Source organism: Hymenobacter cyanobacteriorum, from assembly GCF_022631375.1.
GTDB classification, from domain to species: domain Bacteria; phylum Bacteroidota; class Bacteroidia; order Cytophagales; family Hymenobacteraceae; genus Hymenobacter; species Hymenobacter cyanobacteriorum.
Window position 1 is genome coordinate 254,175 of sequence record NZ_JALBGC010000005.1, and the last position, 19,677, is coordinate 273,851.

General features: G+C 61.7%; 16 protein-coding genes. 6 read left to right on the top strand and 10 right to left on the bottom strand.

From position 1 onward, the window contains the following. Positions 1 to 42: 42 nt before the first annotated feature. A complete protein-coding gene (locus MON38_RS18940) occupies positions 43 to 642 on the bottom strand; it encodes a hypothetical protein (RefSeq protein WP_241937730.1) in 600 nt (199 codons plus the stop codon). A 313-nt stretch (positions 643 to 955) separates the two neighbouring features. Here MON38_RS18940 and MON38_RS18945 point away from each other — a divergent pair, with 313 nt between their 5' ends. After that, a complete protein-coding gene (locus MON38_RS18945) occupies positions 956 to 1,306 on the top strand; it encodes a DUF3140 domain-containing protein (protein WP_241937731.1) in 351 nt (116 codons plus the stop codon). A gap of 244 nt (positions 1,307 to 1,550) precedes the next feature. Here MON38_RS18945 and MON38_RS18950 read toward each other — a convergent pair whose 3' ends face one another. Beyond that, positions 1,551 to 4,412 carry a M16 family metallopeptidase gene (locus MON38_RS18950; RefSeq protein WP_241937732.1) on the bottom strand — a complete coding sequence of 954 codons (2,862 nt, stop codon included), beginning with the start codon at positions 4,410 to 4,412 and terminating at the stop codon, positions 1,551 to 1,553. A gap of 55 nt (positions 4,413 to 4,467) precedes the next feature. Between MON38_RS18950 and MON38_RS18955 the strand changes: the two genes are divergently transcribed. Then, positions 4,468 to 4,623, top strand: coding sequence for a hypothetical protein (locus tag MON38_RS18955; RefSeq protein WP_241937733.1), 156 nt, complete (start codon positions 4,468 to 4,470; stop codon positions 4,621 to 4,623). A 170-nt stretch (positions 4,624 to 4,793) separates the two neighbouring features. Here MON38_RS18955 and MON38_RS18960 read toward each other — a convergent pair whose 3' ends face one another. Beyond that, positions 4,794 to 7,226 carry a T9SS type A sorting domain-containing protein gene (locus MON38_RS18960; RefSeq protein WP_241937734.1) on the bottom strand — a complete coding sequence of 811 codons (2,433 nt, stop codon included), beginning with the start codon at positions 7,224 to 7,226 and terminating at the stop codon, positions 4,794 to 4,796. A 514-nt stretch (positions 7,227 to 7,740) separates the two neighbouring features. Here MON38_RS18960 and MON38_RS18965 point away from each other — a divergent pair. Together MON38_RS18965 and MON38_RS18970 are read left to right on the top strand one after the other, a co-directional pair. Further along, positions 7,741 to 8,925: a DUF262 domain-containing protein gene (locus tag MON38_RS18965; RefSeq protein WP_241937735.1), complete on the top strand. Its 1,185-nt coding sequence runs from the start codon at positions 7,741 to 7,743 to the stop codon at positions 8,923 to 8,925. Further along, positions 8,922 to 9,566, top strand: a complete 645-nt coding sequence (locus tag MON38_RS18970) for an MAE_28990/MAE_18760 family HEPN-like nuclease (RefSeq protein ID WP_241937736.1) — start codon at positions 8,922 to 8,924, stop codon at positions 9,564 to 9,566. Before MON38_RS18965 ends, MON38_RS18970 begins: the two co-directional genes overlap by 4 nt. Before the next feature lie 156 nt (positions 9,567 to 9,722). Here the strand turns inward: MON38_RS18970 and MON38_RS18975 are convergent, their stop codons facing one another. Then, positions 9,723 to 10,370 carry an NAD-dependent epimerase/dehydratase family protein gene (locus tag MON38_RS18975; RefSeq protein ID WP_241937737.1) on the bottom strand — a complete coding sequence of 216 codons (648 nt, stop codon included), beginning with the start codon at positions 10,368 to 10,370 and terminating at the stop codon, positions 9,723 to 9,725. A gap of 307 nt (positions 10,371 to 10,677) precedes the next feature. On the opposite strand from MON38_RS18975, the gene MON38_RS18980 reads away from it, so the two are divergent. Beyond that, complete coding sequence (locus MON38_RS18980) at positions 10,678 to 14,109, top strand: beta strand repeat-containing protein (RefSeq protein ID WP_241937738.1); 3,432 nt, start codon at positions 10,678 to 10,680, stop codon at positions 14,107 to 14,109. 155 nt (positions 14,110 to 14,264) lie between these two features. On the opposite strand, the gene MON38_RS18985 is transcribed toward MON38_RS18980, so the two are convergent. Together MON38_RS18985 and MON38_RS18990 are read right to left on the bottom strand one after the other, a co-directional pair. Next, positions 14,265 to 14,729 (bottom strand): transposase, encoded by a 465-nt coding sequence (locus MON38_RS18985; RefSeq protein ID WP_241937739.1) that lies wholly within the window; start codon positions 14,727 to 14,729, stop codon positions 14,265 to 14,267. A gap of 113 nt (positions 14,730 to 14,842) precedes the next feature. Continuing rightward, positions 14,843 to 15,679, bottom strand: a complete 837-nt coding sequence (locus MON38_RS18990; RefSeq protein WP_241937740.1) for a CvfB family protein — start codon at positions 15,677 to 15,679, stop codon at positions 14,843 to 14,845. 135 nt (positions 15,680 to 15,814) lie between these two features. Here MON38_RS18990 and MON38_RS18995 point away from each other — a divergent pair, with 135 nt between their 5' ends. Next, positions 15,815 to 16,195: a hypothetical protein gene (locus MON38_RS18995; RefSeq protein WP_241937741.1), complete on the top strand. Its 381-nt coding sequence runs from the start codon at positions 15,815 to 15,817 to the stop codon at positions 16,193 to 16,195. A gap of 215 nt (positions 16,196 to 16,410) precedes the next feature. On the opposite strand, the gene MON38_RS19000 is transcribed toward MON38_RS18995, so the two are convergent. The 4 genes from MON38_RS19000 to MON38_RS19015 all read right to left on the bottom strand — a co-directional run bounded on the left by MON38_RS19000 (position 16,411) and on the right by MON38_RS19015 (position 19,609). Next, complete coding sequence (locus tag MON38_RS19000) at positions 16,411 to 17,163, bottom strand: SDR family NAD(P)-dependent oxidoreductase (protein ID WP_241937742.1); 753 nt, start codon at positions 17,161 to 17,163, stop codon at positions 16,411 to 16,413. Between the two features lie 94 nt (positions 17,164 to 17,257). Beyond that, a complete protein-coding gene (locus tag MON38_RS19005; protein WP_241937743.1) occupies positions 17,258 to 18,202 on the bottom strand; it encodes a helix-turn-helix domain-containing protein in 945 nt (314 codons plus the stop codon). Between the two features lie 220 nt (positions 18,203 to 18,422). After that, on the bottom strand, positions 18,423 to 19,100 hold the full coding sequence (locus MON38_RS19010; RefSeq protein ID WP_241937744.1) for an MIP/aquaporin family protein: 678 nt from the start codon (positions 19,098 to 19,100) through the stop codon (positions 18,423 to 18,425). Continuing rightward, positions 19,100 to 19,609, bottom strand: a complete 510-nt coding sequence (locus tag MON38_RS19015) for a GNAT family N-acetyltransferase (RefSeq protein WP_241937745.1) — start codon at positions 19,607 to 19,609, stop codon at positions 19,100 to 19,102. The genes MON38_RS19010 and MON38_RS19015 overlap by 1 nt, the downstream gene beginning before the upstream one ends. Between the last annotated feature and the right edge of the window lie 68 nt (positions 19,610 to 19,677).

Here is a 19,677-nt window from a genome sequence, read left to right on the forward strand (position 1 = left end):
CCACCAGTAGCTGGAGGGGCCTTTTATCAAAATGAAATCTAACTAGAACGTGAAGCGCAGGCTGATGGCGGCGTCGTTGTAGAAGCCGGTGTAGCCGTGGAACACTTCAAAAAAGGGCTTGTAGTCGATGCCCACCACGAAGGGCAGGTCGGGCAGCTTGTATTCGAGGCCGGCGATGAGGTCGGCGCCGACGGCGATGTAGGTGTTCTCGTCGTAGTAGTAGCCGTCGCGGTTGCTAATCAGGAAATACTTGTCGCCCTTGCGGCCGTTGTAGTAAAACCGCTCGTCGGCGAAGTAGTAGCGGCCCTGGTAGGCCCCGGCGTGGAAGCCCGCGCCGTAGTAGAAGTTCAGGCCTTTGATGTCGGCCACGCCGAGGTGCTTCTCGCCCAGAATGGTGAGGCGGCCGCCGTGCGCTTTGTATTCCGTCGTGAGCAGGCCCTCGATGGCCACGCCTTTGCCGCTGCCCAAAAAGTGCTTCACGGTGAGGCCCGACGACCAGCCGCCGCCGCGCAAACCGATGCCGGTGCTATAGCCCGAATTGCCGCTGCTACCGCTGCCGCCGCTTTTTTTCTTCGATTGGGCATTGGCAGCCAGGCCGGGCAGCAGCAGGAACAGGAGGGCGGTAAGACGTAAATAATGCATGGGAAAACAGTTGTTGGGAATGATAAAAGTTGGACAAAAGTAACTGATGCGCCGGGAAGTGCCGGCCGGCCACCGGCCAGCCCCACCGGCCAACGGCCGGATTTCGGCGGGCGGCGCGGCTGGCGCGGCGTTCGTGCCGCAGGGCCGGGCCCGGATTTTCTGCCGCGCAGCACCGCGTCAGTCCCGTTGCCCGGGCTGCTCCGCCGCCGCAAGCCTCAACCGTAGCGGGAAGCGGCGGAAGCCCGGTGCAACCCCGCCGCGCGGGCAGCAGTACGCTGGTAGAAACAGGCTTTCACCCACAACCACTTTCAATATGGCAACCCCCAAAACTTCCGGCGCGGACGACATTTATACCGCCTTCAAACACGATGTGAACATGACGGCCGCCGAGCTGGAAAAGTGGCTCAAAACCGAGGAATCGAAGTCGGTGGGGCAGGATAGCGGCGACGGCACCAGCATCGGCCACCACTCCGGCGAGCACATCATCAAGATTCTGCACAAGAAAAAGGCCGACCTCACGCCCGACGACGAAGCCCACATGCACAAGGTGCACAGCTACGTGAGCCGCCACCTGGCCCAGGGCCCGCACCACCAGAAAGACGTGGAGACGTCGCCCTGGCGCTATTCCCTCATGAACTGGGGCCACGACCCTCTGAAGAAGTAACGAGCGGCGCGCGAGGTGGCAAACCCGCCGCCTACGCCGCGACAGAAACAAAAAGCCCCGCCAGGTACTGACGGGGCTTTTTTGATGAATAAGCTCAATTAAGCAGGCTAGCGGGTGCAGCGCTAGGAGGCTGTAGCATCATTCGAAGGGGTAGTAACCAGTCGTATTTCCCGGCTTTCGGAGTACGCGTGGAAAAAAGGAATGACTTTCAGGAAGCGCCTATCCTAACTCCTTGGCCCCGCGCCTAGTTCACCGGCTTGCCCGTGGCATCGAGCAGGGTGAGCTTGCCGTTGGCAAACTTCTTCACTTCCTCGTACTGGGTGGCTTTGTCGCCTACCACCACATACACCAGGTCTTTCTCGGCCATGTACTTGCCGATGGTGGCCTGGAAATCGGCCACGCTCATCTTCATCAGCTGCTGCTGGTCGTCCTCCAGAAACTTCGGCGACTTGTTGAACTTGCTGATGCGGCGCAGGATGCCCAGCTTCGCGCCCTGGCTTTCGTAGGCCAGGGTGTTGCCCTTCATGATTTTGCTTTTGGCCGTTTCCACGTCGGCGGGGCTGAAGGTGGGGCCGTAGTTGGTGAGCAAGTCCCGGATGAGCTGCAGCGAGGCCCCGGTGGCGTTGGCGCGCACGCTCGTCGAAACCACGAAAGGGGCCATTTCCTGCTGTTCCTGCACCGCCGAATAGGCCCCGTAGGTGTAGCCTTTCTGGATGCGCAGCAGCTGGGTCAGGCGTCCGCTGGAGCCGGCCCCGAGCAAGGTGTTGGCGAAGGTGGCCTTGGTCAGGTCGGGGTCGGTGCCGCGCAGGGCCAGCCGGCCGATGTAGAGCACCGACTGCTTGGCCTCGGGCACGTCAATGAAGTACACGTTGCCGCCCAGCGTCTGCGCGGGCAGGGTCTGCTGGGCCAGGCGCACGGGTTTGGCGGCCCAGCTGGTTTCCAGGGGCTTTAGCGCCGTCGCCACCGTGTTCTGGTCGATGGCGCCCACCACGTGCACGGCCGCGCCGGACGGCGAAATATTGGTGTTGTAGTACGCCTTCAAATCTTCCAGGGTAATGCCGGCCGTGGTGGCCAGCGTGCCGGTGGTGGGGTAGCTCAGAATATGATTGGGGCCGTAGAGCAGCCGGTTAAAGTTCTGGCTGCCCAACACGGCCGCGTTGGCTTCCTGGCCTTTCAGGTTGGTGGCCAGCGAGCTTTTCAGGCGCGCAAACTCGGCGGCATCCCAGCGGGGCTGCAGCAGCATTTCCTGCACCAGGGCCAGAGTGGGGGCAAAGTTGCGGGCCAGGCAGCGCGCCTGCACCCGGATTTCTTCGGCGGTGCTGTTCACCGAAATGCTGGCGCCCAGCAGGTCGATGGCCTCCTCCAGCTGGGCCGGGGTCTTGCTGGCCGTGCCCTGCGTCAGCATCTGGGCCACCAGCGAGGCGGTGCCGGCCTTGGCCAGTGGGTCGAGGGAGTGGCCGCCGGGAATGGTGACGTCGAAGGTCACGAGCGGAATTTCGCGGTTGTCGATGCCGTACACTTTCAGGCCGTTGGCCAGCGAGGCGTTCCAGATGGCGGGCATCTTAAACAGCGGCGTTTGCAGGAAGCCCGGCTCGGAACGGTCGTTTTTGGTGACAGTTTTCTCAAATACGGCTTCTTTGCCTTGCCCCACGTCCTCGTTCTGCACCCCGGCCACCACTTTTTCCTGGTACACGGTGGCCAGCTGCGCGCCCTGCACTACCAGGTTTTGCTGGCCCTTGGGCACCACGCTGGTCATCACGTAGGGCTTGCCTTTCAGGTACTGGTTGTACACGCGCATCACGTCGGCGCGGGTCACGGCTTGGGCCATTTGGGCGTCTTTGGCGAGGTAGGCCGGGTCGCCGGCGAACTCGTTGTCGCGGCCCATTTGCAGGGCCTTGCTTAGCACTGACTCCACGCCGGAATACAGGTCGGTTTCGATTTTGGCGCGAATGCGGGCCAGCTCGGTGTCGGAAAAGCCCTGGGTTTCGAACCGCTTCAGGCCTTCCTCGATGGCACTGTGCACCTGCTGCAAGCTCGTGTTGGGGTTGGCCCGCACCTGCAGAGTGAACTCGCCCGCCAGCTCGCTGCTGTTCTGATAGGCCAGTACGCCGGGCGCCAGCTTCTGCTCCTCCACTATCACCTTGTACAGCGGCGACGTGCGGTTGCCGGCCAGCAGCTCGCTTAGCACTTGCAGGGCGTAGGTGTCGCGGTGGTACTCCTGAATGCTGGGAAACACCATCTGCAGCTGCGGCAGGCGGGCAAAGTTGTCCTCCATATACAGCGACTTGGTCTGGGTGAGGCCAGCCGGGCGGGGCTTGAGGGCCGGCACGGCCGGCCCCTTCTTAATCTCGCCGAACCAGCGCTGCACTTTGGCCTTGGTTTCGGCCATGTTGATGTCGCCGGCGATTACCAGCGTGGCGTTGTTGGGGCCGTAGTACTGGTGGTAAAACTCCTGCACGTCGGGCAGGGTGGCGGCCTGCAAATCGGGCAGCGAGCCAATCACCGTCCAGTTGTAGGGGTGGTCGGCAGGGTAGAGGTTCTTGCGCATTACCTCGTTCACCGAGCCGTAGGCCACGTTGTCGTAGTTCTGGCGCTTCTCGTTTTTCACCACCTGAATCTCGCGGGCCAGGGCGTCGGTGGTCACTGTCTTAATCATGTAGCCGAGGCGGTCGGAGTCAATCCACATGATTTTGTCGAAGGCATCCTTGGGCACCACTTCGTAGTACTGGGTGCCGTCGCTCCAGGTGCCGCCGTTGCGCTGCCCGCCCCATTCCTCAATCAGCTTGCGGTTGGCCCCCACGGGGGTGTTTTCCGAGTCGTTGAACGACATGTGTTCGAAGAAGTGCGCAAAGCCGGTTTTGCCGGGCTTCTCGCGGTTCGAGCCCACGTGCACCACCGTGGCGAAGGCTACAATGGGGTCGGAGTGGTCTTCGTGCAGCACTACCTGCAGGCCGTTTTCCAGCGTAAATTTTTCGTAGGGTAGGGAAAACGAGCCGGTCTTGGCCGCCGCCGGCTTGGCCTTAGCCTTGGGCTGAGCAAAGGCCGGCGGGGCAAAGCAGGCCGCTGCCAGGAGCAGGGCCGCAAGTTTCGTCGTGTTATGGCGCATATTTCTGGTTTTAAAGGAAAGACAAGGCAGTAATATTAGTCGTTTTTTGGATAGTGTGATGAAGGCGTTGACCAATTCCACGCCGTGCAAACCTTCCAAAACTTCGCCCACCAAACACGAGGTGTGGCCGCGCTTCTGGGGCTGCCCCCGGCTCATCATCCTCGGCGGGGGCAGCCCCAAAGACGCGCCCGACGCGAAGCAGGATGCTTAAGCCGCGAGCGAAACGAAAAGCCCCGCCAGCAACTGGCAGGGCTTTTTTGCTACAACCAGCTAAGGCCGCGACGACCAAATGGCCAGCTCCGGCAGCTGCGGGGCAACCGGAGAAACACTCGACGCCTACGCGGCAGGCCCATGCACCGGCCGCCCACCGCCGCCCGCCCCTTAGTGCATCAGACGTTGCACCAGCGGCGGCCTGGATACACTGTTCAGGCGCAGCCAGTAAGGGCCGGGCGGGAGCGCCTGCAGGCCCGATAGCGTCACCGATTCGTTGGGTGCGGCTACTGCTTGCTGGCGCACTACCCGGCCCAGCCCGTCCAGAAGCACCAGTTGCAGCGGGCCGCTAAAGGTTGGAGGAATGGCCAGGTGCAACTGGTCAGCAAAGGGGATGGGCCAGGCCTGCACCGGTTGGCGGGGCTGGCCGACGGCGGCAGAGGTAGCCGTGCCGCTGAATTCGTACGCGCCCACGTCGGGCGGCGACCCGCGCAGGGTTCCAGTGAGGTCGGTGGAGACGGCGGCCAGGGGCGTGCCGCGGTTGTCCAGCGCGCCATTGGTGGGGCGCAGCGGGGCCGAGCCCGAGCTGAATTGCGGGTCCAGGGCCAGGGAGTGGGCATCGAACCCGGCGGCGGCCTGCCAGGCGGCCAGCGACGCATATTGCTGCGAGCCGCCCGTCGTGCCGGCGCCATACGCCCCCAGGAAGCGCTGCCCCCCGGGTGCCAGTACCAGGTTATTATAGTCTGACCGCACCCGGGTGAGCGGCGGCGCGGCCTGGGTGGCCGGAATGCCGACATTCAGCACCGACTGATACGTGGAGGCGGTAAGCACACCGATGGGCGGGGTAGTGTTGAGCAGGATGTTGTTCAGAATCTCGGCCGTGCCGAGCGTCAGAACCGGGGAGCTCGTGATGACGGCACTGCTGCTGAAGTTGGACCAGCCCGGGGCCGCCACGGCCACCGTGTTGTGGGCGAAGAGCAGTGAGCTGCTGGCAAAGCCGCCCAAGGTGGCGATTACGCCCTGGGTCTGGCCGTTGCGGTCGGTCGGAATAGCCGCACCCACCGCCAGGCCGTGCCGCAGGTCGCTGACTTCGTTGTTGTACACCCGCAGCGGGTGCCCGGCCGCCAGTGCCCGGGCGCTGGGGGCCTGCAACAGCCACAGGCCCACGGCCAGCGCCGGCATGGCCGGAAACATAGCGGGGTTGGCCGGGTGCCGGAATTCGATGTTGCGGATGCGGTTGTTGGCCAGCACCGCCGGCAGCGGGCCCATCGACTCATACACGTAGATGCCCACGGCGTAGTTGGTCCGGCTGACCACGCCCTGCACGAGGTTGTCGTGCACGTTCAGGCCGTTCACCCGCAGGAAATACATTCCGTAGGCCTCGTAGCCGTTGGTGGGGTAGCCGATGTTGCCCGGCGTCCCGTCGCCGATGGTGACGTGCGCCACTTCCACGTCGAAATCGGGCACATCGCCCACGCCGGCCGCTATCCAGATGCCGTGGCAGCTCTGCTGAATCTGGAGGTTTTCGTAGTGAATGCGCCGGTTCACGAGGGCCGTATCGCCCGGCCCGCTTCTGGCCAGCAGCAGGTTGCGCTGGTAGATGCCTTTGGTATGCGGCTGGGTTTGCCGCATGATGATGGTGGCGTTGCGGATGCGGATGTCGTGGCTGCCCTGGTCGAACGCGCCCGAAATGGCGTACCCCGCTTCGGGGCCCACGGCTCCCGGGCCGGGCACCACATCGAGGCCATCGAAGGTGAGGTGGTGAGCCCCCACCAGGTCGATGTTGCCGCCCTGCAGCTGCGGGTTGGGCCCCGTTCCTTGTTTCTGAAACACTACCGGGTGCGCGTTCTCGCCCCAGAGCTGGGGCAGGAGCTCGTCGAAACGCTGGCCCGCGGCAATGCCCACGCTGACCGGGGCACTGGTGCCGCCGTTGTTCAGCTGATAGAAGACGTCGGTGAGGCTATGGAAATTGCGCGCGCCCCGGGCCAGCTGCCGGTTGAGGGTGTAGGTGCCCGCCAGGGGCGCGGGCGCGCCGGCCGTTACCTCCACGTTGTCGAGCACCGCCGGAAGCACCGCCGGCCCCGCGGGGCTGCTGGCCCAGGTAAAAATCAGGCGCTGCGTAGTGCCCGCCACGGCGGCCGGAAGCGGCAGGTAGGTGGAGGTATAGGCGCCCCCGCTTTGCAGATTGACCGTGACCGGGGTGGCGGCTAGGTAATCGGGCATCACCCCCGCCGTGGGCAGGTAGGAGGTGGGGGCCAGGTGCACCGCCAGCAGCCCCTGGCTGCGAAAATCGAAGCGCAGCGTGAACTTGGTGGTGCCGGCCGGAAACGTAATGTCGCTGTATAAGTGAACCAGCCCGCTTTGGCCGGCCAGTGGCCCGTAGGTGGTGCCGGTGGCCGACACAAAGGCCGCCGCCGCCCCGGCCCAGCGGGGACCGTTGCCGGGGGCAGCGCCGGCATACCAGGCCGGCACCTGCTGGGCGTTGACGGCGGTGAAACGACCGAGGGTGCCACTTTCAAAATCTTCGGCAAACAGGGTGGTTTGGGCCCGGGCAGGGGCGAGCACCGCTAGCCAGAGGGCGGCGAAAAGGTATAGCTGCTTCATGGGAAAGGAAAATGGGGAGCCCGGTTTGGCGGCCAACCCGCGCTTCCCATCCGGACTGGAATTCGCCGGAAAAACGGTCTTCTAAACCCCTAAGATAGTAGCTCATGCTCCCCGGGTTATTTGCAGCGCCCTGCCGCCCGGCCCGGCGGAAGCTCTTGCTTTCCGGGCGTTCAATCGTCGTTTCAGCGCGCCGCTGCGGGCCAAGCCAACCGCAGCAAGTCGCTGCGCCGCTACTAAAGCCTGCCCACCAAGCACGAGGTATGGGAGCGTTTCCAGGATTACACCAAGCTCATCGTGCTGGGCGGGGGCGGCCCGCAACCCGGCGTGGCCGGCAAGCCCGCTGCCTAAGCCGTGAGCAGCAACGAAAAGCCCCGCCAGTAGCTCTGGCGGGGCTTTTTTTGTGATTAAGAGCTATTAGCCGTACCATTTGCAAGCCGAACAGATTATTGTTGCATTAATAGATGCTTACCTTTCTCCTAAAGCAACGAAGTTTAACTGACAAAATTCGGATTTTATGACACTGCAGGAACAAATCGACAAAGCGCGTACTGAAATTAAAACGGATGGTTACTCCATGTCTATTGGCGAATGGATTAGTATATACGAGTCGGGAGAAATTGACATTCACCCTGAATTTCAAAGATTTTTTAGATGGTCCGCATCTCAAAAAACACGATTGATTGAATCAATTCTTCTTGGTATTCCAATTCCTCAGGTTTTCGTGGCGCAACGGCCCGACGGGGTATGGGATGTAGTAGACGGGCTGCAACGCCTCTCCACCATCTATCAACTTTTAGGCATCCTGAAAGATAACAATGGCAAACTCGTTCCGCCTTTGGTTTTGATGTCAACTAAATATTTGCCCGGTTTAGAAGGTAAAACATGGGAAAATGAAGAGTTGGAAAACTCTCTTACCGTTGCTCAGCGCTTAATTATCAAGAGGACAAAAATCACAGTAAGTATTATTCTTCGGGAGAGTAACGAAACTAGTAAATACGAACTTTTTCAACGTTTGAATACAGGAGGGTCTTCTTTGTCACCGCAAGAAGTAAGAAACTCGATTGCGGTTATGATGGATATCGAATTTTATGATTGGTTAAGGACGCTTGCAAATAACGAGCATTTTAAGGCGTGTACTTCGTTGACGGATAGGGCAGTTGATGAGCAGTACGATATGGATTTAGTCTTAAGATTCGTTCTGTTTAGAACCATTGAGCCTGATGAGCTTAAAAAGGTCGGAGATGTCAATGATTTTCTTACGAATAAAATGATAGAGCTACTTGAAAAAGGTAGCATTGACAAAAAGAAAGAAAAAGATGCATTTGATAATACATTCAAATTGCTGCATTCTCGCGTTGGGGATGAGTGCTTAAGAAAATACGATAACAGTAAACATAAATTCACAGGCGGATTCTTGCTATCTGCTTTCGAAGCTGTTGCGTTAGGCGTTGGGTATAATTTTGTGGCTGTTGATAAATCGGACACTGATTTAGTGGCAATAATCTCTGAAATTTGGTCAAACAGGGTTTTTGTAGCCAATTCCGGTTCTGGAGTAAGAGCATCATCTCGTATACCATCAATTATTCCGCTAGGCAGGAATATGTTTTCGATGCTAAAGCCAGAGGCAATGCCTAGGGCAAACTCAAAAACTACAAAGGTTGCTGCTTCAAACGCAAAGAAGACCCCTAAAAAGAAATGAAAGGAGGAACTGCAGAGGAGCTCTACGACTTTATGAGCAGGGAAATAGCTTGGCGTAGAAAGGAATTAGATGATATTAGAGGACTAATTTCTGCAAACTCTTCGATTGAATCAAAGCGACGAGTTTTATTAAGGTCAGGTATAACAATGCTTTATGCTCATTGGGAAGGATTTGTTAAAAATACCGGGAAAGCATACATCAATTTTGTGGGAAAGCGAAGATTCAAATACAACGAGTTATCGGTTAATTTTTTGGCTTTGTCGCTGAGGCAGAAAATATCTTTCGTAAACGCAGATAGCATAGCTTCGCTTATTGACCTTGTGACGTTCTTTGAAGGTGGGATGAATGATAGAATCTCTAGCTTGTCAAAAGAGGAAGTTAATACAAAGTATAATCTTAATTCTACCGTACTCAAAAATATTATCCTCTCTCTTGGGCTTGAACCTGATGATTTTATTTCTAAAGGCAATCTAATAGATGTCAAATTGCTCGATAAGCGCAATGCAATTGCCCACGGACGTGATATTTTAATTGATGAAGAGGAATATGTTGAGTTGTTGGATAATGTATTGGCACTGATGAATGGATTTAGAAATCAGATTGATAATGCAGTTACTCAAGAGAAGTATAAGCGTCAGTAATTATCTATAAAAAAGCCTCGCCAGCTACTGGCGAGGCTTTTTGCTGCTTCCGGCTACGGGCCGGGCTACTCCTTCACCAGGCGTTTCACCACGGTGCCTTCCTGGGCGTGGATGCGGACGGGGTAGACGCCGGTGGGCCGCTCGCGCAGGTTCGACTTAAGCCACCAGCCCCGCCGCCTCGTGCACCCGCACGCCGCCGCCATCGTCTTCGGCTGCTTGCAGCATGGCGGCGGCCACCGCCGCGCCAGCCACTGGCCGGTACTTCAGCAGCGGCCCGCGCAGCAGGGGGCGCAGCAGCGCCAGCACCACGGCGCCCAGCCGCTCGCCCAGGCGGGGCCGGGCCCGCTCGCCCAGCAGCAGCGAAGGCCGGAAAATATGAATGGCCCGAAACGGCGCCTGCTGCACGGCCGCTTCCATCTCGCCCTTCACCCGGCTGTAGTAGATGCGGCTGTCGGCATCGGCCCCCATGCTGCTCACCACCATAAACTGCGCCGCGAAGTTGCCCGCCGCCAGCGCCGCCAGCTGCACCACGTACAGGAAATCGACCTTGAAAAAAGCCTCCTTCGAGCCCGCCTGCGCCATGGTGGTGCCCAGGCAGCAGAACACGTCGTCGGCAATCAGCTTCAGGCGTACATCTTCCAGCTTGTCGAGCTCCGTCGTCACCTGCACCAGCTTGGGGTGAAGGATGGGCACGGCCCGGCGCCCCACCACAATCACCTTGGCGTAGCGCTCCGAAGCGAGGAGCAGCGGCAGCAGTTGCGAACCAATGAGGCCCGTGGCCCCGGCGAGTAAAGCGGTTTTCATAGCACGAGATAAGAAGCGAGGAATTGGGAATACGGAAACAAAAGCCCGTTTGTCGAAACCGGCCTCCCGAGCCAGTCGCTTCCGCCCCGCGCTGGTCGGCAGCGCCTGCCACGGCCGTAATCAACTGACTGGCAGCTGTCTTTGGTGGAAAACATGCCGGGGTTTACTTTTTGTTGTAGGGCTGCTGCTTCATTTGGCGTTCAGGGCCAGTGATTTAAATTTGCGTACTCATCTGGCTTTTTACTGGTTGGCCAGGCTGCGCACAAGCTTATTGCCCCGTTCTCTATTCCCCACCCTCTAGTTTTTTATGCGTACAAATTTACCTTGCCGGGCCCTCGCTGCCCTGCAGTCGGCCGGAAGCCGCGTGCTGGCACTGGGCGTGCTCGCCACCCTGGGCACCAGCCTGCATGCCTCTGCGCAGCAGCCCAATGCCATCGGCACCCGCGTGGTCGATGGCAACTACCAGGCCCAGTCGCTCACGACCAAAGGCGGCGGCAGCTTCAAGCAGTACCGGGCGCAGGCCACCTCGGGCGGCAGCAGCCGCGAATGGAACTTCATGGTCGGTACCAACGACTTCAGCTCTAGCTGGCGGCCCTACGACAACGCCAGTACGGTGACGATAGTCGGCTTCAACCAGTTCATCGACCCCGGCACCCGCGAGGCCTCGGCCCGCTACAACGGGGGCAACGGCAAGCCGGGCTACCTGCCCGCCGTGACGGGTGGCCGCTACTACACGTTCAACATCACCAATAACACGGCCGCCAACAACGACATGGCCGTGCTGGAAACCGCGTTCAACCCGGTTACCATCGGGGCGCCGTCGGGGCCCGGCGCGGCGGTGGGCTACGGGCAGCCGGCCACCATCACGGCCACGCTGAGCGCCGTGCCCGGCAGCGGCGAAAACTTCTTCCTGCGCTACACCACCAACAGCTACGCTTCCTCCACCATCGTGCCGATGACGGTGAGCGGCACCACCATCACTGGCACCATTCCGGGGCAGACGGGGACGTCCATCAACTACTACATTTTCTCCACCAGCGAGACGCAGACGCAGATTGCCAACGACTTTGCGGCCTACCCGCGCCAGTCGGTCTACGACATGGCCACGCTCAACCTGAGCACGGCGGCTTTCTACTCGGTGGGCGCCCTCAACGGCACTTACACCGTGAACCCCGGCGGCGGCGGGCTGCCCAACTTCACCACGATGACGGCGGCCTTCTCGGCCCTCAACAGCCGGGGCGTGGCCGGGCCGGTCGTGCTCGGCGTGAAGGATGGCAGCACGTTCCTGGAAAGCAACCTGAACCTGATTTCGCCGGCCGGCACCAGCAGCAGCAACACCATCACCTTCCAGCGCGACAACTCGGGCCCGTCCAAGCCCGTGGTGCAGCCGCCGAGCTCGGCCGCCGCTGGCCAGCAAGATGCCGTTATCAAGCTGCAAGGGGCCGATTACGTGACTTTCGACGGCATTGACGTGGGCGAGAACCCCACCATTGCGGCGGGCGACCTGCTGGGCGGCGACAACCGGGCCATGGAGTACGGCTACGCCCTGTTCCGCAACTCGGCCACCGACGGCTGCCAGTACAACAACATCCTGAACGCCACCGTCACGCTCAACAACGCCAACGCCAACGCCACTTATGGCATCTACCTGGCCCCCGCCGCCATCAACGGCAGCCAGGTGAGCGCCACCAATCTGGCCGGTACGAACTCCAACAACACCCTGCGGGGCAACACCATCAGCACGGCCCGCATCGGGATTTACGCGGCCGGGGCCGGCCTCAACGACGACGGCAACGTGCTGGGCGGCCTCGCGGCTGCGCTGCCAGGCAACACCATCACAAACAGCAGCTCGTTTGGCCTGCTGGTGTTCAACGCCAGCAACACCACCATCGGCGGCAATCAAATCAGCTTTGGCAGCTCGAACACCACCAACCTCTACGGCATTGTGGTGGGCAGCAACACGCCGGGCACGGTGGTGGCCCGCAACCGGGTTGTCACCCTCAAGTACCTGGGCACCGGCAGCGTGGGTGTGCGGGGCATTTCGCTCGACCCCGGCAACATCACGGCCAACATCGCGGTGCGCAACAACGTGGTGGCCGACCTGACGGGCGGCGGCGACGGAGCCAGCAACACCACCCAGCTGATGGGCATCGGCGTGCTGAGCGGCTCGGGCTACAGCATCTACAACAACTCGGTGCAGCTCAACGGCAGCCGGCCCAACAACCCCTATTCCAACAAGGTGGCCGCGGCCCTCTTCGTGGCCAACGGGGCCGGCGGCATCGACCTGCGCAACAACATCCTGAGCAACGTGCAAACCACCGCCGACCCCGACGCCGGGCAGATGGGCACCAACTACGCCGTGTACGTGCAGGCCGCCACCGGCAACCCCTTCACCACCATCGACTACAACCTCTACGACCTGCGTAGCACGGGCTCGGCCGAATACGTGGGCCGCCTCGGGGGCCAGGACCGCAGCACGCTGGCCGCCTGGCAGGCCGCTACCGGCCAAGATGCCAGCTCCATGAAGTCGTCGGGCGGCAACACGGCGGCCTTCACCTCGGCCACCAATCTGCAGCCCAACACCACCGACGCCAGCGCCTACGTCCTCAACGGCACGGGTGTGCAGCTGGCCGTGGTCGATACCGACATCCTCGGCACCGCTCGCCCCACCACCGTGGCCGCCGGCGCCCCCGACCTGGGCGCCTACGAGGTAACGCCGTCGGCCTCCGTCCTGCCCAACCCGCTGGAAGTAGCCGGCGCGCCGGCGCTGGGCGGTGCCCAAACCTTCTCGCTCAACGGCCGGCTGCTGGCTAGCCTCGCCTACGGCCCCACCGGCACCGTGCCCACTAGCGTGGTGGCCCGCTACTATTCGGGCACCACGCCGCCCGCGCCTTTCGCGGCCGGGGCCCGCTACGCCAACGCCTACTTCGATTTTAGCGATGCCAACGCCGACGGCAGCGGCTACACCTACCAGCCCACCCTGGCGTATGACCCGGCCCTGCTGGGCACCATTGCCAGCGAGGCCGCCCAGCGCATCAGCCAGCGCAACAGCGCCAACAGCGGCTACGGCACTTACTTCAACACGGCGGTGAACACCACGGCCCGCACCCTCACCGGCCCTGCCGGCCTTTCGGGCTTCAGCATCCTGGCCATCAGCGATGCGGCCGCCCCGCTGCCCGTGCAGCTGGTGCGCTTCGAAGCCGCCCGCCAGGGCGCCAATGTCCTGCTGACCTGGAACACGGCCACCGAGCTCAACAACGCCGGTTTCGACGTGCAGGTGAGCCCCGACGGCCGGGCCTTCCGCAACCTGGGCTTCGTGGCCGGCGCAGGCAGCAGCACCGCCGCCCGCAGCTACCGCTTTCTCGACGGCGAAACCGGCCAAGCCGGCCTGCGCTACTACCGCCTGCGCCAGCTCGACCGCGATGGTTCGGCCACGTTCTCGCCCGTGCGCACCGTGCGGTTCGATGCCCCGGCCGCCCGGCTGCTGGCCTGGCCCAATCCGTACCAGCAAGCCGTGCACCTGAGCCTGGAGCTGCCGCAAGCCACCACCACGGCCACCCTCACGGTGCTCGATGCGCTGGGCCGCGAAGTGCTGCACCAGGAGCTGGGGCCGCTGCCCGCCGGTATTAGCCAGCCCGCGCTCGAAACCACGCGCTTCGGCCGCTTGCCCGCGGGCGTGTACACCCTGCGCCTGGCAACTGCCGCCGGTATGCAGGCGCTGAAACTGGTAAAGGAATAAGGCTGAGCGTTGCCACGCGGCGCGACGAAACGGCAGCTACTTGAAGCGGCTGGCGAGCAGAGCGATGCTGAAGTAGGGTGCGGGGCTTGCCCCCGCCCGTCGTTGAACGGTATCGGTACTGACCGTTCAACGACGGGCGGGGGCAAGCCCCGCACTTACCAACGGTTGGGATTTTCCAGAATGTATTTGCGGTAGCCTTCTAATTCACGGGCATCCCGAATAATATGCTCGTAGTAATCGCGCTGCCAGCAGGAGGGCGGTGCTGGCTGACCACCTGCGACTATTTGTTTTCGCCAGCGCGCGAAACAGCGCGATTTAAAGCTGCCAACTATCGTGCTTACCGACACAGCCCTATTCCGGGTTAGCACCAGGATGCAGTGCAAATGGTTGGGCATGAGCACCCATGTATCAAGGCGGGCGGCTGGGAAATAGCTTGGTATGGCTGTCAATTCAGCTAGTACGATTTCTCCTAGTGGGGATGGGTGTATTGTTCCGCCGGTTGCCAGGCTGCCGAACAAATGAGCTTTGTTGCGGGCGCATATGGTAAGGGCGTAATAACCCGCCATGCTGTAATCGTATCCTTGGTAACGGATGCTGCGGCGCTGTGGGGCAGGTTCCATGTAGGGTGCGGGGCTTGCCCCGCCCGTCGGTGAACAGTTCGTTGAGTGTTCCGAAATATAGGGTGATGACTTATGACTGCCATTCTACGACGGGCGGGGGCAAGCCCCGCACCCTACTTCAGAATAGTTGCTTCCGGCTCCAGCAGCACCAGGCCCTGCCGGAACAAAGCTCCCAGCGCCTTCTTGAACACCTTTTTGCTCATGCCCACGCGGCGGTACACGTCTTCGGCCAGGCTTTTATCGCCCAGCGGCAGGCGGCCGCCCGGCGCGGCCTGAATGGCTTTGAGCAACGTATCCGTCGCCGATTCTACTTCGCCGTAGCCTTCCTTTTGCAGGCGCACGTCGAGCTTGCCATCGGCCCGCACCTGGCGCAGGAAGCCGGGCAGCTGCTCGCCCAGGCGCAGAGGTCGGAATACTTCGTTGTGAAACAGCAGTCCCTGGTGCGTCCCGTTAACGATGACGGGGTAGCCCAGCTCGGTTTCGTCGGCCACCAGCAGGCGCACCTCGTCGCCGGGCTCGCCCTGGAATGGGGTGTTTTGCAGGAACTGCTTCCATTTGGTGGAAGCCACCAGTCGGTCGCTTTCCTCGTCGAGGTACACGTACACGAACACCCGCTCGCCGATGCGCAGGTCGCGCCGCTGGTTGCGGTAGGGCAGGAGCAAGTCTTTCTCCAGGCCCCACTCCAGGAAAGCGCCAGCCGGGCCGTGGTCCTTCACGGTGAGGGCGGCAAAGCTGTCGACCAGCGCCAGGGGCCGCAGGTTGGTGGCAATGAGGCGGTCCTCCGAGTCGCGGTACACGAACACGCGCACGATGTCGCCCACGCGGGTGCCGGTCTCCACGTACTTTTCGGGCAGCAGCAGGTCGCCGTCGTCGGAGGTGAGGTAGAGGCCGATGCTGGTTTCGCGGGCTACTTCGAGGTCGTTGTAATCGCCGAGGAGGAGGCTGGCCATAGGGTGCGGTATTGTTGGTTGAAGGGGCAAAGGTCGGGCGAAAACCGTTCAGACGTTATCGTGCGATTGTGCCAATCGGTAGCAAGGTTTAAAGGCAGCTTTCTACTCCATGATAAATTCCTGTATAATTACAGTATGGGATTGTTGAGAAAGAGATTCTGCTTTACTGGCGAACCGCCAACAGTCGAAACAATCATCGCACGATTGGAAGAGCTAACAGCAGAGCAAATCACCTGCGAATATGTAAAGGATGAGCAAGGCTTCTTTGCCGTAGAAGCATCAAGTAAGACAATAGCTGGCGGCTTCACATTACTGCTGCCAACATTAGAGGAACCGTCCTATGAGGCCTTATGCGGTATGGGCTCAACTCCTACGTATCTGTTAGATGCTGTGGCAGCGGTTTTGCTAGAACTGGGAGGAACCGATGAATACGCTACCGATGAATACGCTGTCCAATTGCCGGCGGCAGCATATCAGCCTTGGCGTTTAGCTAAAGAGTGGTACCAAAAACACTAGCGCCAAGCTCGGCTAGTCGGGGCGTGTCTTTTCACAAGCCATCTAACACTAGATTGTGCTGCTGACTACCTTCTTATCACTGCTCGCGCAGGAAATCGAAAAACCGTTTGGCGTCCAGCCCACGAACTAAGCGCCCCGGATGCTGTAAAGCAAAAAAGGCCGCCAGCGTAGCACTGGGGCCCTTTTTGTAGCGTGAACTTACGTTTCTGACGACCTTACAGCGTCATGCCACCCGTTAGCTCCAGGCGCTGGCCGTTCACCCAGCGCCCGGCCTCGGAGCAGAGGAAGGCCACCGCGCCGCCGATGTCGTCGGGCTCGGCCACGCGGCCGAGGGCCGTGGCCTGGGCCACCCAGGCGCGGATTTCGGGCGTATCGGTCATGGCGCCGCCGCCAAATACTGCGCCGGGCGCCACCACGTTGGCCGCAATGCCCCGGCTGCCCAGCTCCAGGGCCAGGTAGCGCGTGAATACCTCTACGGCCCCTTTCATGGAGGCGTAGACCGAAACGCCCGCGAAGGAGCTGCGCGTAGTGGCCGAAGAAACATTGACAATCCGGCCGCCATCGCGCAGCAGCGGCAGCGCCCGTTGCGTGAGGAAATACACGCCTTTGAAGTGGATATTCAGCATGTCGTCAAACTGCGCCTCCGTCGCTTCGGCAATGGGGACGTTGAGGCTGGTGCCGGCGTTGTTGATGAGAAAATCGAAACGGTCGGTGCCGAAGGTGTCGTGCAGCGCCGTGGCCACCTGCCCGAAAAACGCCTCGAACGTGCTGATGTCGGCCGCGTTCAGGCGCAGGGCCACGGCGCGGCGGCCCAACGCTTCAATTTCGGCCACCACAGCTTCTGCTTCGGCCTGCTGCGTGTGGTAGGTCAGGATAACGTCGATGCCCTGCTGGGCCAGTTTCAGGGCCATGTCTTTGCCCAGGCCCCGGCTGCCGCCGGTGAGCAGGGCGATTTTGGAAGTACTCATAGGGAGGTTCTTGATGGTGTTGATTTGAACACGACAAAGGTCCTCCGGCCCACTGCCGGCGGTGTTGTACCCGCCAATCAGCTTCTTGTAGAAATCAAACCGGCACCGCTTCCAGCGTCCGAAACGCACCGGGGCTCACGGCCGCGTAGCGCCGGAAAAAGTGCGAGAAGTGCGCTACATCGACGAAACCCAGGCTGTCGGCAATTTCCCAGAGCGTCCAGTCCGACTGGCGCAGCAGGGCCTTGGCTTCCTGCGCCAGCCGCCCGCCAATGAGGTCGGTGGTGGTGCGGCCGGTGCTGTCCTTGAGCACCTTGTTGAGGTGGTTGACGTGCACGGCCAGGTGGTCGGCAAAGTCTTTGGCGGTGCGCAGCCGCACGCGCTGCTGGGGCGTGGCGAGCGGAAACTGCCGTTCCAGCAGCTCCACGAAGCGCGACGAAAGCCGGGCCGCCGCCGTGTGGGCAGGGTGCAGCGTGGTGGCGGGCTGGTGCTTCTGGCCCAGGTGCAGCAGCTCCAGCACGTAGGCCCGCAGCAAGTCGTACTTGTGGGCGTAGTCGGAGGCCAGCTCCTCGTGCATGCGAGTAAAAATGGCCTCCGCCCGCCCCACTTCGGCCGGCGTTAGCTGAAACACGGGGTAGCCGTCGGCCTGGAACAGGGGCAGCTCATCCGGCGTGAGGCCCCCGAGTACCGGCAGTAGAAACTCGGCCGTGAAGAGGCAGAAATGCCCGCGCTGCGGCTCGGCGGGCCACCACTGAAACGGTACCTTGGGCGTCGAAAACACCAACGCATCGGGCGCAATGGCGATGGTCTGGTTGGCGTATTCGGTGCAGCTGCGGCTGCGCAGCAAGCTGATTTTGTAGAAGGAGCGGCAGGCATACGGCGTGGCGGGCCGCAGCGGGCTGGCCTCCCAGAGGTTGCTCAAATCAAACGCGTTGAAATGGCCGATTTCGCGCTGAATGCCCGGGGGCAGCAGGGAGTTCAGGTCGGGGCCGGTGCAGGGTGTCAGCTCCTCATACAGGGCACTCAGGGCGGCAGTGGTCATGGCGGTAGCTTGTAAGATTCAAAGCACCGCAACCGGTCGTCGGGCCGAAAGGTTGCGGCGGTGCCAGTGGGGCAGGCCGTTATTGGAACTGGTTCGAATGTCGAAAATCCTGTCATCCTGAGCGCAGCGAAGGACCTTATCACCGATGAACAGCTTGCAGTAATTTCAGACGGTTGTAGCCGCAATGAGGTCCTTCGCTGCGCTCAGGATGACAGACGTTTTAAACAGCGACTTTCCGAACAACCTCGCGGCTTTGCAGCCACTTATCCACCGCCACGGCCAGCAGCGCGCCGGCCACCGGCCCCACGATATACACCCACCAATCCGTCCAAATCCCGCTGAGTAACGCCGGGGCCAGCGAGCGGGCCGGGTTCATGCTCGCGCCCGTGAGCGGGCCGGCCACCAGCGCCTCCAGCGCCACCGTGCTGCTGATGGCCAGCCCCGCCAGCATGCCCACTTCTTTCGAGCCCGAGGTGACCCGGAAAATCACCAGCATCAGCCAGAAGGTGAGGAAGGTTTCGATGCCCAGCGCCTGCCAGGGGCCGTGGGCCGGCAGCGTGGCCCCGAGGTCGGAGCCCGGCCCGGCAATCAGCTTCACCAGCAAGCTGCCCAGCGCCGCGCCCGCCAGCTGCGCCCCCACGTAGGGCAGCACCCGCCGCCCCTCAAACCGCCCCATCGCCCAGAAGGCCAGCGTCACGGCCGGGTTCACGTGGGCGCCGCTGGTTTCGCCCAGGCTCTGGATGATGATGAACACCACCAGCCCAAAGGCCGCCGCCACGCCGCCGTGCCCCAGCGCGTGCGTCTGGGCATCGACCACGGCCGCGCCCGTCCCGAAAATCAACAGAATGGCAGTGCCCAGCACCTCGGCCAGCAGGCAGGTTCGCAGCGTCGGTTGCATCAGGCCAAAACGGGGTTAGAGGTGCCTACTACGGCGCTGCGGCGCTCCAGCAGCAGCGTGTCGTGCCACACGCCGCGTAGCTGGCCGATGCGCTCGCGCCGCCCCACCTGCCGGAAGCCCACGGCTTCGTGCAGGCGCAGGCTGGCCGCGTTTTCGGGGAAAATACCTGCTTGCAAGGTCCACAGGCCGTTTTCTTCTGATTCCGTCACCAGCGCCTGCATCAGGGCCAGGCCCACGCCGCGCCCCCGGGCGGCGGCCGCCACGTACACGCTTACCTCGGCCACGCCCGCATACACGCAGCGGCTGGATACCGGCGACAGCGCCACCCAGCCCAGCACCGTGCCGGAGGCATCGGCGGCCACCAGGCGGCAGGTGGGCAGGTGGCTGGTGTCCCAGGCCTCCCAGCTGGGCGGCTCGGTGGCGAAGGTGGCGGTGCCGGTGGCCATGCCCTCGGCGTAAATGGCGCGCACGGCCGGCCAGTGGGCCGCCGTGAGAGGAAGCAGGGTCATAAGGGCAGAAAGGCTTTAACAGGGTAGGGTGCGGGGCTTGCCCCCGCCCGTTGTTGAACGATTCAAAT

Excerpts from the sequence above, each read along its gene's own strand:
- MON38_RS18940 (WP_241937730.1), bottom strand. The coding sequence starts at position 642 with ATGCATTATTTACGTCTTACCGCCCTCCTGTTCCTGCTGCTGCCCGGC.
- MON38_RS18945 (WP_241937731.1), top strand. The coding sequence starts at position 956 with ATGGCAACCCCCAAAACTTCCGGCGCGGACGACATTTATACCGCCTTC.
- MON38_RS18950 (WP_241937732.1), bottom strand. The coding sequence starts at position 4,412 with ATGCGCCATAACACGACGAAACTTGCGGCCCTGCTCCTGGCAGCGGCC.
- MON38_RS18960 (WP_241937734.1), bottom strand. The coding sequence starts at position 7,226 with ATGAAGCAGCTATACCTTTTCGCCGCCCTCTGGCTAGCGGTGCTCGCC.
- MON38_RS18965 (WP_241937735.1), top strand. The coding sequence starts at position 7,741 with ATGACACTGCAGGAACAAATCGACAAAGCGCGTACTGAAATTAAAACG.
- MON38_RS18970 (WP_241937736.1), top strand. The coding sequence starts at position 8,922 with ATGAAAGGAGGAACTGCAGAGGAGCTCTACGACTTTATGAGCAGGGAA.
- MON38_RS18975 (WP_241937737.1), bottom strand. The coding sequence starts at position 10,370 with ATGAAAACCGCTTTACTCGCCGGGGCCACGGGCCTCATTGGTTCGCAA.
- MON38_RS18980 (WP_241937738.1), top strand. The coding sequence starts at position 10,678 with ATGCGTACAAATTTACCTTGCCGGGCCCTCGCTGCCCTGCAGTCGGCC.
- MON38_RS18985 (WP_241937739.1), bottom strand. The coding sequence starts at position 14,729 with ATGGAACCTGCCCCACAGCGCCGCAGCATCCGTTACCAAGGATACGAT.
- MON38_RS18990 (WP_241937740.1), bottom strand. The coding sequence starts at position 15,679 with ATGGCCAGCCTCCTCCTCGGCGATTACAACGACCTCGAAGTAGCCCGC.
- MON38_RS18995 (WP_241937741.1), top strand. The coding sequence starts at position 15,815 with ATGGGATTGTTGAGAAAGAGATTCTGCTTTACTGGCGAACCGCCAACA.
- MON38_RS19000 (WP_241937742.1), bottom strand. The coding sequence starts at position 17,163 with ATGAGTACTTCCAAAATCGCCCTGCTCACCGGCGGCAGCCGGGGCCTG.
- MON38_RS19005 (WP_241937743.1), bottom strand. The coding sequence starts at position 18,202 with ATGACCACTGCCGCCCTGAGTGCCCTGTATGAGGAGCTGACACCCTGC.
- MON38_RS19010 (WP_241937744.1), bottom strand. The coding sequence starts at position 19,100 with ATGCAACCGACGCTGCGAACCTGCCTGCTGGCCGAGGTGCTGGGCACT.
- MON38_RS19015 (WP_241937745.1), bottom strand. The coding sequence starts at position 19,609 with ATGACCCTGCTTCCTCTCACGGCGGCCCACTGGCCGGCCGTGCGCGCC.